This is a genomic window from Pseudomonas sp. p99-361 (assembly GCF_003935475.1).
Lineage (GTDB): Bacteria > Pseudomonadota > Gammaproteobacteria > Pseudomonadales > Pseudomonadaceae > Aquipseudomonas > Aquipseudomonas juntendi.
The window spans coordinates 25176-34978 of sequence record NZ_RHQO01000047.1 but is presented as its reverse complement, the minus strand read 5'-3'; the positions used below and the strand labels follow the sequence as shown (position 1 = coordinate 34978).

11 protein-coding genes are annotated in these 9803 nt (G+C 63.2%); 7 read left to right on the top strand and 4 right to left on the bottom strand.

The window, feature by feature from the left end; genetic code table 11:
• Window positions 1–97: 97 nt before the first annotated feature.
• Window positions 98–1036 carry a ZIP family metal transporter gene (locus tag EGJ22_RS18850; protein WP_009683249.1) on the bottom strand — a complete coding sequence of 313 codons (939 nt, stop codon included), beginning with the start codon at window positions 1034–1036 and terminating at the stop codon, window positions 98–100.
• Window positions 1037–1162: 126 nt separating this feature from the next.
• Here EGJ22_RS18850 and EGJ22_RS18845 point away from each other — a divergent pair, with 126 nt between their 5' ends.
• From EGJ22_RS18845 to EGJ22_RS18825, 4 genes are all read left to right on the top strand, one after another.
• Window positions 1163–1354, top strand: coding sequence for a PLDc N-terminal domain-containing protein (locus EGJ22_RS18845; protein ID WP_009683250.1), 192 nt, complete (start codon window positions 1163–1165; stop codon window positions 1352–1354).
• Window positions 1355–1593: 239 nt separating this feature from the next.
• Window positions 1594–3651, top strand: coding sequence for an LTA synthase family protein (locus EGJ22_RS18835; protein WP_115293549.1), 2058 nt, complete (start codon window positions 1594–1596; stop codon window positions 3649–3651).
• A gap of 200 nt (window positions 3652–3851) precedes the next feature.
• Window positions 3852–4088: a hypothetical protein gene (locus EGJ22_RS18830; RefSeq protein WP_009682021.1), complete on the top strand. Its 237-nt coding sequence runs from the start codon at window positions 3852–3854 to the stop codon at window positions 4086–4088.
• A gap of 177 nt (window positions 4089–4265) precedes the next feature.
• Window positions 4266–4595 carry a ribonuclease E inhibitor RraB gene (locus tag EGJ22_RS18825; RefSeq protein WP_054881731.1) on the top strand — a complete coding sequence of 110 codons (330 nt, stop codon included), beginning with the start codon at window positions 4266–4268 and terminating at the stop codon, window positions 4593–4595.
• A gap of 68 nt (window positions 4596–4663) precedes the next feature.
• On the opposite strand, the gene EGJ22_RS18820 is transcribed toward EGJ22_RS18825, so the two are convergent.
• Complete coding sequence (locus tag EGJ22_RS18820) at window positions 4664–5464, bottom strand: cytochrome c (RefSeq protein ID WP_125920341.1); 801 nt, start codon at window positions 5462–5464, stop codon at window positions 4664–4666.
• 66 nt (window positions 5465–5530) lie between these two features.
• The gene (locus EGJ22_RS18815) at window positions 5531–5773 is read right to left on the bottom strand and encodes a hypothetical protein (protein ID WP_125920340.1); all 243 of its coding nucleotides are present in this window, start codon (window positions 5771–5773) and stop codon (window positions 5531–5533) included.
• A 218-nt stretch (window positions 5774–5991) separates the two neighbouring features.
• On the opposite strand from EGJ22_RS18815, the gene EGJ22_RS18810 reads away from it, so the two are divergent.
• Window positions 5992–6723 (top strand): amidotransferase, encoded by a 732-nt coding sequence (locus EGJ22_RS18810; RefSeq protein ID WP_029887109.1) that lies wholly within the window; start codon window positions 5992–5994, stop codon window positions 6721–6723.
• A 53-nt stretch (window positions 6724–6776) separates the two neighbouring features.
• Here the strand turns inward: EGJ22_RS18810 and EGJ22_RS18805 are convergent, their stop codons facing one another.
• On the bottom strand, window positions 6777–8213 hold the full coding sequence (locus EGJ22_RS18805; RefSeq protein WP_029887110.1) for a M48 family metalloprotease: 1437 nt from the start codon (window positions 8211–8213) through the stop codon (window positions 6777–6779).
• A gap of 123 nt (window positions 8214–8336) precedes the next feature.
• On the opposite strand from EGJ22_RS18805, the gene EGJ22_RS18800 reads away from it, so the two are divergent.
• Both EGJ22_RS18800 and EGJ22_RS18795 read left to right on the top strand, forming a co-directional pair.
• Window positions 8337–8576, top strand: coding sequence for a sulfurtransferase TusA family protein (locus tag EGJ22_RS18800; RefSeq protein ID WP_009682015.1), 240 nt, complete (start codon window positions 8337–8339; stop codon window positions 8574–8576).
• A 20-nt stretch (window positions 8577–8596) separates the two neighbouring features.
• Window positions 8597–9667 (top strand): AI-2E family transporter, encoded by a 1071-nt coding sequence (locus EGJ22_RS18795; protein ID WP_029887111.1) that lies wholly within the window; start codon window positions 8597–8599, stop codon window positions 9665–9667.
• The last annotated feature ends 136 nt before the right edge of the window (window positions 9668–9803 follow it).

The following is a 9803-nucleotide window of genomic DNA, read 5'->3' as shown; positions in this document are numbered from 1 at the left end:
GCGCTGCATACCTTGTGGCAAACACCTGTCAGCCCTGATGCGATCCCCGTGGGAGCTGGCTTGCCAGCGATAGGGCCTGTACAGCCAACCCAAAACTTCAGCCCAGCGCGGTATCCAGAAACATCATGACCGCAAACCCACCCATCAACCCCAGGGTCGCCGCCGTCTGGTGCCCGTTGCGGTGGGTTTCGGGAATCACTTCGTGGCTGACCACGAAGATCATCGCCCCCGCCGCCAGGCCCATGCTGATGGGGTAGGCGAGGGCGAAGCCGGTCGAGATACCCAGCCCGATCACCGCCCCCAGCGGTTCCATCAGCCCCGAACCAATCGCCACCAGTGCGGCCTTGAAGTTCGACAAGCCGGTAGCGCGCAAGGCCAGCGCCACGGCCAGGCCTTCGGGGATGTCCTGGATGGCAATGGCGCTGGTCAGCGGCAGGCCGATGTTCAGGTCGCCGTTGGCAAAGCTCACGCCAATCGCCATGCCCTCCGGCAGGTTGTGCAAGGTAATCGCCAGCACGAACAGCCACACCCGGTTGATGCGCTCGGCATCGGGGCCACACGGGCCGGTGCTTTCATGCTCGTGCGGGGTGAAGCGGTCCAGGCCCAGCATCAGTAGCACGCCCAGGCCCATGCCCAGTACCACGGTGAACGCCGCCGCCGGGCCGCTGCCGGTGATTTCGCGGGCGGCGTCCAGCCCCGGCAGAATCAGCGAAAACGAACTGGCTGCCAGCATCATGCCGGCGGCGAAGCCCAGCATCACGTCCTGGGTGCGTGCGCTCACATCGCGCAGCACCACCGCCAGCACTGCCCCCAGTGCCGTGGCGCCGAACCCGGACAACCCGCCCAGCAGCGCCAGGTGCAGGTTGTCGGCATGGTCGCCGTTCACCGCGTTCCAGAAGCTGGCCGCCAGCAATGCACAAACCGCCAGCAGGCTCAGCGCCAGCCCGGCGCTGAGCCACGGGGCATTCACGACCTGTTGGCGCCAGGCATTGCGCAGCGAGGGTGGGGTAGGGCTTTGCGGCTGTGCGACGGGCATGCGGACCTCGGTTCAATGGCTGCTGGCAGTTTACTCAGGGACCTGCCGCCACCGCCAAGGATTCCCTTCTATTGGCGTGATAGCTGACTATGCTGTGCAGCACAGCCTCTGAAAGGGAGTCAAAGCATGGGGTCGACATTCAACAGCCTGGTTGGGCTGATCATTCTGGCGCTGGATATCTGGGCCATCCTCAACGTGATCAAGAGCGGCAGCGAGGTGGGCAGCAAGGTGTTGTGGATTCTGCTGATCGCACTGCTGCCCGTGGTGGGCCTGGTGATCTGGGCAATCGCCGGGCCGCGGGGGAATGTGCGGATCTGAATGCCTGTGCTGGCCCTATCGCCGGCAAGCCGGCTCCCACAGGGTCTCCACAGCCCCAGGCATTGTGGGGGCCTGTGGGAGCCGGCTTGCCGGCGATAGGGCCGGAACAGACAAAAGCGGCAACACCCGCGTGACAAAATTTTCACATTGGTTTAAACAGAATCCGCACCCGCACAATGCTGCGTTGGCCCAGTGCCAGCGCCCTCTTCGCAACCCGCAATCCTAGGACCTTCCCATTCATGGCTAACACGGACGCCTTGAAGCAACGGGGCGCGCGAGCACCGTTCTCGCCCACCCTGAAATCCCACCTGGCCTACACGCTGCTCAGCGGCCTGGTGATCATGCTGATGCTCAGCCTCGTGCGCCTGGCGCTGTTGGTCTACAACAGCGATATGGTCGGCGATACCCCTTACTCCACCGTCGCCGAAGGCTTCATCAATGGCTTGCGCTTTGACCTGCGGGTGGTGGTGTACCTCAGCATTCCGCTGTTGCTGGCCATGCTCAGCCCCTGGGCCATGGCCCGGCGAGGGGTGTTCCGTTTCTGGCTGACACTCACCTCCAGCGTGGTGATGTTCCTTGGCCTGATGGAAATGGACTTCTACCGCGAGTTCCACCAGCGCCTCAACGGCCTGGTCTTCCAGTACATCAAGGAAGACCCGAAAACCGTACTGAGCATGCTCTGGTACGGCTTCCCGGTGGTGCGCTACCTGTTGGCCTGGGCTTTCGGCACCTGGCTGCTGAGCCTGCTGTTCAAGGGCATCGACCGCATCACCCGGGGCCAGGGCGCACAACGCGTGGCGCCGTGGTACAACCGCCTGGCCGTGTTCATGGTGGTCTTGCTGGTGGCCGTGGTCGCCGCCCGTGGCACGCTGCGCCAAGGCCCGCCGATGCGCTGGGGCGATGCGTTCACCACCGACTCCAACTTCGTCAACCAGCTGGGCCTGAACGGCACCCTGACCCTGATCGACGCCGCCAAGAGCCGCTTCGGCGAAGACCGCGCCAACATCTGGAAGCCGGTACTGGAGCAGGGCCTGGCCACCGAAACCGTGCGCAAGCAATTGCTGACCCCGAACGACACCCTGGTTGATGCCGACGAAGCTGCCGTGCGCCGCGACTTCCTGCCGCCGGCCGAGCGCACCCTGGCGGTCAAGAACGTGGTGGTGATCCTGATGGAAAGCTTTGCCGGCCACTCGGTCGGTGCGCTGGGTAGCCCGAACAACATCACCCCGTACTTCGACAAGCTGGCCAAAGAGGGCCTGCTGTTCGACCGCTTCTTCTCCAACGGCACGCACACCCACCAGGGCATGTTCGCCACCATGGCGTGCTTCCCCAACCTGCCGGGCTTCGAGTACCTGATGCAAACCCCGGAAGGCGGCCACAAGCTGTCGGGCCTGCCAGCCCTGCTCAGCGCCCGTGACTACGACGACGTCTACGTCTACAACGGCGACTTCGCCTGGGACAACCAGTCCGGGTTCTTCGGCAACCAGGGCATGACCACCTTCATTGGCCGTAACGACTTCGTCAACCCGGTGTTCTCCGACCCCACCTGGGGCGTGTCCGACCAGGACATGTTCGACCGCGGCAACGAGGAGCTGGCCAAGCACGATGGCAAGAAGCCGATCTATGCGTTGCTGCAGACCCTGTCCAACCACACCCCGTATGCGCTGCCCAAAGACCTGCCCGTCGAGAAGGTGACCGGCCAGGGGCGCCTGGACGAGCACCTGACCGCCATGCGTTATTCGGACTGGGCGCTGGGCCAGTTCTTCGAGAAGGCGCGCAAAGAGCCGTACTTCAAGGACACCCTGTTCGTGATCGTTGGCGACCACGGTTTCGGTAACCACCAGCAGGTCACCGAGCTGGACCTGGGCCGTTTCAACGTGCCGCTGCTGCTGATTGCCCCGGGCATCCAGGAGAAGTTCGGTGCGGTCAACCACACCGTGGGCACCCAGGTCGACATCGTGCCGACCATCATGGGCCGCCTGGGTGGCAAGGCCCGCCACCAGTGCTGGGGGCGTGACCTGCTCAACCTGCCTGAGGGCGACCAGGGCGTGGGCATGATCAAGCCGTCGGGCAGCGAACAGATCGTTGGCCTGGTACAGGGCGACCGCATTCTGATCGAGTCCAAGGACATGACCCCGCGCATGTACCGCTACCAGTTGGGCAGCGAGTTCAAGGCCGAGCTGATCGAAAGCCCCGACCAGCCGCAATTGCTCAAGCAGCTTGAAGCGTACATCCAGACCGCCACCAAGAGCCTGCTGGACAACACCGCCGGTGTGGTGCACGGCACTCCGAAGTAAAAGCTCGCGGTTCACCCGCTGCCACAGTGGCTGCGCCAGCTTCGTGCTGGCGCTACCCCTGTGGGCGGCCCTGGGTCGCGATGGGGCCCCCACGTTTCGGCGCCTGCCGCTTTCATCCTACTGAACATTCTCCCTGCCCCAAGGTCAGTTGTTCAGGCGTAACACACACCCTGTGTTCCTTGACTCAGAGGGTCCGTTAGATGAAAGAGTGGGAAGTCATTTTTGCCGACCAGAAGGGCGAACCGTCCACTCTGGTGTTGAAAGCCGAGCATCGTCCTAGCGAGGAAGAGGCGGCGAGGGCCATTCGTTCTCACCTGTTTCCGGTAATGGCCGAGCTGGACCTCAACGACTTCCAGGACCGCAGCATTTCCCCCACTGCACGCTGGCTGCGTGAGCACAGCGGCGTAATGATCAAAAGCATTGAGGAACAGCCCTAACCCACACGATTGCGTGGTGCCTTGGCAGGCGCTACGCTGTCAGCAGGTGCTTGCCTATTATGCGGGCTGGCACCGCATACATTCGCGTCTTGCATCAGCTCGTACTGCCCGGCCGCTGCCGGCAGGTGCGCAGTAGCACGGAAAGTCTATCCATTGCATTATTCAGGAGGACGTTTCATGAGCAGCCAGAACGACGATATCAGCAGCAACGTCCTGCGCCAGATGAAAGCAGGCGGTTTCGACTTCACCCAGATCCACCCCATCGAGTTCTATGCCGTATTCCCCGACGAAGCCGGGGCGCGCCGTGCTGCCAGGCAGTTTCGCGGCGAATCGCTCAATGCCCAGGTGAAGGAGGGCGACGGTGGCTGGCACCTGGAACTGAGCAAGGTCATGTATGCCACCTATTGTGGGATTGGCGACTTTGAAGAGGCCTTCGAGCAGTTGGTGACGCCCTATGGCGGCGAGGTGGAGGGTTGGGGGGTCAAGCACGAGCGGCTCACGGCCTAGCAGCCCTGCGTGGCCATCACCTCAGGCACACCCGCGCCAGGCAGGGGCGGGTTTACCCTAAGCAGCCACTAACGCTTGCGCTTGGCCATATGGTGCAGATAGCCCAGCAGCGCATCCAGCTCCTTGTCGCTCAGCACGCTTTCGGCAAAGCCCGGCATCTTCGCCTGTGGCCACTGCCGCAGGCTTTGCGGGTCGCGGATCAACATGCGCAAATAACCCGGCTGAAAGTACTCGGTGGGGTTGTGCGGCACATTCAAGTCCGGCCCAACCTGCGCATCCCCCGCGCCGTTCAGGCGGTGGCAGGCCATGCAGTTTTGCTGGAACAGGGCAAAGCCTTGGCGTATCGGGCTGTTGGCGGGTAGCGCCGGGTCGGGCAGCAGTGCCGGGTACCGCTGGGCAACCGGGGCGAGCTGGCGCAAGGTTGCGATCTGGAAAGGCCATTGCTCCGGGCGTATACCGCCGGCCTGCGCTGCTGTCCATACCAGGTAGAATGGCCCAGCGCCAGGTTTGCCTGCACCCAGCGGTGGCCAAGGTTGGTCGGGGTCTTCCACGGCCAGCCAGGCCTGCGCCGGGCCTTTCTGCAACAGCGGCGCAGCGGGCATTTCTGCGGCAAAACCGTCCAGCGCCACCGCTTGCAGGTGGTCGCTGGCGGTAACGCCAGGCAACAGCGCAGCCAACGGTACCGCCCGGTACTGCATGGGGCGTTTGTAGGCTACGTCCTGCGCGATGCGGATGGTCTGCGCTTGCGGGTGGCTGAGCAGTTCTTCGCTGCTCCACTGGCGCTGGGTAGCTCCGAGTTCAAGGCGCAGTTGTGCCGCCGGCAGTGGCAGGCTCAGCAGCAGCGCAAGAAGGGCAAGGCAATGGCGCATGGGTACACTCCGACCAGAGAGGCCAGCAGGTTACCTGCGCACTGCCCGTTGACGCCACTGCTGCAGTCAGCCGAACAACCGTGTCAGGTTCGGCACGATCAGCAGCAATGTGGTGGCGAATAAAATAAGCCCGGCTTGGCGAATTTTCGAATGTCTGAACATGGCGGACCGCCTTCTTGTTGTTATTCCTGAGTACCCGTTGGCTTCCTTGTCGCGCTTCGGGTCGATCGCAGTAGCGTGGTGTGGCGCCTTTACTGCCTGCCTTTTGTTAGTGGATATACAACCAACAGTAGGGTGTGCGTTATCCATGTTCGAGAACTCTTTGTTCTAATTGTCAAGATTTTGAGGCCTCATGGCTATGAGGCCATGTGCCATCTCGCTAGCATGCTCTCGCTAGACGGTGGCGCAGCCATCCACGGCGCGCCGACAAAATGTGACCGTTCGTCAGTGCCGCCTACTTGCTTGTACGTGCCTTTCGCGTCAGGCTCTACAGCAGATTCCCACCCATGTCGTTCAGGACTAATCCTATGTCGTTACGCATCTGCATCCTTGAGACCGATGTTCTGCGGCCGGAATTGACGGCGCAATACCAGGGCTACGGCAGGATGTTCGAGCAGCTGTTCTCGCGGCAGCCGATCGCCGCAGAGTTTCGTGTGTACAACGTGATGAACGGCGATTACCCCGCCGACAGCGAAGTGTTCGATGCCTACCTGGTCACGGGCAGCAAGGCAGACTCGTTTGGTACCGATGCCTGGATCCAGACGCTCAAGGCCTACCTGTTGAAGCTTTACGCGCGTGGCGAGAAATTGCTGGGTGTGTGTTTTGGCCACCAGCTGCTTGCGTTGACCTTGGGTGGCAAGGCCGAGCGTGCCGACAAGGGCTGGGGCGTGGGCATTCACCGCTACTCGCTGGCGGCGCACGCCCCGTGGATGGACCCTGAGGTGTCGGAGCTGACCTTGCTGATCAGCCACCAGGACCAGGTGACCGAACTGCCGGAAGGCGCCACGGTTATTGCCTCCAGCGATTTCTGCCCGAATGCGGCGTATCACATCCGCGACCAGGTGCTGTGCTTCCAGGGCCACCCGGAGTTTGTCCACGACTACTCCCGCGCGCTGCTCGATGCGCGCCAGGAATACCTGGGTGATGAGGTGTACCAGAAGGCGGTGGCCAGCCTGGCCAGCGAGCACCAGGGCGACCTGGTGGGCGAGTGGATGTTGCGGTTCATCCAGCAGCCGGTCAGCAAACACGACGCGGCGTAATGGCCGGGGCTGCTGCGCAGCAGCCCAATCGTGACCCAAGGCCGGCGCGGGGCTCAGCGCCCCATCATGTCCCGGACCATGCGCTGCTGCTCCATGATCTCGCGTTGGCGCTGGTCAATCTGCGAAGCCAGCGGGAAATTCCCGCCGGCCCGGCGCTTGGCGTAATCCAGCTGCTGGATCGCCTGGTCAAAGTCCCCCACCAAGGTGAAGTACTCTGCCCGCGCCCGGTGCAAGCCGATGGTATTGCCCGACAAACCGCGCACCTCGGCCATGTCGTACCACACGTCCGGATCATCCGGCCGGCTTTTCACCAGCTCGTCCAGCACTTTTTCGGCTTCGGCAGGCTTGTTCAGCTTCACCAGCAAATCGGCGCGCACCTGTTTCAGCGGGTAATTGCCGGGGTATAGCTGCTGCATGCGCTCGGCGCGCTGCTGGGCATCGGCCAGGCGGTTGTTGGTGATGTCCAGGTCAATCTGCGCCAGGTTGTAGGTGATGTCGTTGGGCGCCTTGGCCAGTAGCGGCTTGAGCATTTCCCGCGCTTCGTTCAGCTGGCCGCCCTTGATCTGCGCCAGGGCCAGGCCATAGCGTGCAGCATCGAGTTTGGGGTCTTCGTCGAGCTGGGCACGGAAGCGCTTGGCCGCCAGCCCCGGGGTGCCTTCGTAGATAAGCGCCACGCGGGCGCGAATCAGCTGGTAGCGTGCGCTGTCTTCGATGCCGCCCGGTGGCGCCTGGTCGGCGCGGTTGCGGGTGTCGGCGATCCGCGACTCGGTCACCGGGTGCGTCAGCAGAAATTCCGGTGGCTTGGCGTCATAGCGATACTGGCGGGCCAGGCGCTCGAACATGGTTGGCATGTTGCGTGGGTCGTAGCCGGCCTTTTCCAGGTTCAGGATGCCGATGCGGTCCGCTTCCTGCTCATTTTGCCGCGAGAACCGGCGCTGCTCCTGAATGGCCGCCGCCTGGGTGCCGGCGATCATGCCGATGCCGGCGTCGCCAGCGCCCCCCGCCGCCAGTACGATCCCGGCCAGCAGCGCTGCCATCATCGGCAGTTGCATGCGTTGCTGGGCCTCTACGCCGCGGGCGAAGTGGCGTTGCGACAAGTGCGCCAGTTCGTGCGCCAGCACCGAGGCGTATTCGCCTTCCGTCTGTGCGTTGAGGAACAGCCCGCCGTTGACCCCCACAATGCCCCCGGGCGCAGCGAAGGCGTTGAGCTCGCGGCTGTCGATGAGGATGAACTCCAGGCGCCGGTCCTGCAGCTGGCTGGTCTCGGCCAGCTTGTACACGCTGGTTTCGACATAGTCCTTGAGTTGCGGGTCGTTGAGCTGGTTGACCTGGCCGCGCAACAGGCTTAGCCAGGCGCGGCCGAGCTGGTGTTCCTGCTGCGGCGAGACGATCGCGGAGCTGGCGTCACCCAGTGATGGCAGGTCGTCAGCATGGCCGGGGAGGGCCAACAGGCAGGCCAGCGTCAGCAGGGTAGGGCGCAGTAGTTTCATGCACGAAGCTCGCGTCGGTGTCAAAGATAGCTACTGTAGCGGGCTCACACGTTGGCGACCAGTGGCGCTATCCTAGGCAGCCCTGCCAACAAGCAGTCTGGCAATGCCTTTGGAGACCCTGCAATGAGTGACACCCTGACCTGCGACGCCGTACTCGACGCCAGCGGGCTGAATTGCCCTTTGCCGCTGCTCAAGGCCAAGATGGAGCTCAACCGCCTGGCCAGCGGCGCGGTGCTCAAGGTGATCGCCACCGACACCGGCTCGCAGCGCGACTTCCGCACTTTCGCCACGTTGGCCGGTCATACCCTGCTGCAGGAAACGGCCGAGGCCGGCACCTACACCTACTGGCTGCGCAAGGCCTGAGTCTTTACCAAGGATCGTCAATGTTCAAAGTGCTTCGCGACTGGGTGCAGCGCTACTTCTCCGATGAAGAAGCGGTGGTGCTGGCGGTCTTGCTGTTCCTGGCGTTCACGGCCGTGCTAACCCTGGGTGGCATGCTCGCGCCGGTGCTGGCGGGCATGGTGCTGGCGTTCCTCATGCAAGGCCTGGTCAATGCCCTGGAGCGCTTGCGGGTGCCCACGCGGTTGGCAGTGATGCTGGTATTTGCCCTGTTCATGGGGGCGCTGGCGCTGTTCATGCTGGTGTTGGTGCCGCTGTTGTGGCACCAACTGATCACCCTGTTCAACGAGCTACCGGGCATGCTCGGCAAGTGGCAGTCGTTGTTGCTGTTGTTGCCCGAGCGCTACCCGCACCTGGTATCGGACGAGCAGGTGCTGCATGCCATCGAATCGGTGCGCGGTGAAATCGGCAAGTTTGGCCAATGGGCGCTGACCTTCTCGCTGTCCAGCCTGCCATTGCTGGTCAATGCCATGATCTACCTGGTGCTGGTGCCGATCCTGGTGTTCTTCTTCCTCAAGGACCGCGAACTCATCGGCCGCTGGGTCAGTGGCTACCTGCCACGCCAGCGCACCCTGCTGAACCGGGTGGGTAGCGAGATGAACCGGCAGATCGCCAACTACATCCGTGGCAAGGGCATCGAGATTCTGATCTGCGGCATTGCCACCTACATCGCGTTCATCAGCCTCGGGCTCAATTATGCCGCGCTGCTGGCGTTGCTGGTGGGGCTGTCGGTGGTGGTGCCCTATGTGGGCGCGGTAGTGGTAACGGTGCCGGTCACGCTGATTGCACTGTTCCAGTGGGGCTGGGGCGATCAGTTCATCTACCTGATGACGGTGTACGCGATCATCCAGGCGCTGGATGGCAACGTGCTGGTGCCGCTGCTGTTTTCCGAGGCCGTTAGCCTGCACCCGGTGGCGATCATTTGCGCGGTGTTGTTGTTTGGCGGGCTGTGGGGGTTCTGGGGGATCTTCTTCGCCATCCCGCTGGCGACCCTGATCAAGGCTGTGCTGGATGCCTGGCCGCGGCAGGAGCCTATTGTGTCACCGATGCTGTAAATTTGGGGCTGCTTTGCAGCCCATCGCGACACAAGGCCGCTCCTACAGGCATCGCGATTTCCGATGATGCCGGCCCGGCTCTGCAGGACTGCCGGCCGTCCCGCCCGTCGTAGGAGCGGCCTCGTGTCGCGAAAGG

Coding starts and splice junctions, on each gene's coding strand:
- EGJ22_RS18810 (WP_029887109.1), top strand. CDS start 5,992: ATGTCGTTACGCATCTGCATCCTTGAGACCGATGTTCTGCGGCCGGAA.
- EGJ22_RS18825 (WP_054881731.1), top strand. CDS start 4,266: ATGAGCAGCCAGAACGACGATATCAGCAGCAACGTCCTGCGCCAGATG.
- EGJ22_RS18805 (WP_029887110.1), bottom strand. CDS start 8,213: ATGAAACTACTGCGCCCTACCCTGCTGACGCTGGCCTGCCTGTTGGCC.
- EGJ22_RS18820 (WP_125920341.1), bottom strand. CDS start 5,464: ATGCGCCATTGCCTTGCCCTTCTTGCGCTGCTGCTGAGCCTGCCACTG.
- EGJ22_RS18835 (WP_115293549.1), top strand. CDS start 1,594: ATGGCTAACACGGACGCCTTGAAGCAACGGGGCGCGCGAGCACCGTTC.
- EGJ22_RS18830 (WP_009682021.1), top strand. CDS start 3,852: ATGAAAGAGTGGGAAGTCATTTTTGCCGACCAGAAGGGCGAACCGTCC.
- EGJ22_RS18845 (WP_009683250.1), top strand. CDS start 1,163: ATGGGGTCGACATTCAACAGCCTGGTTGGGCTGATCATTCTGGCGCTG.
- EGJ22_RS18815 (WP_125920340.1), bottom strand. CDS start 5,773: ATGGATAACGCACACCCTACTGTTGGTTGTATATCCACTAACAAAAGG.
- EGJ22_RS18850 (WP_009683249.1), bottom strand. CDS start 1,036: ATGCCCGTCGCACAGCCGCAAAGCCCTACCCCACCCTCGCTGCGCAAT.
- EGJ22_RS18800 (WP_009682015.1), top strand. CDS start 8,337: ATGAGTGACACCCTGACCTGCGACGCCGTACTCGACGCCAGCGGGCTG.
- EGJ22_RS18795 (WP_029887111.1), top strand. CDS start 8,597: ATGTTCAAAGTGCTTCGCGACTGGGTGCAGCGCTACTTCTCCGATGAA.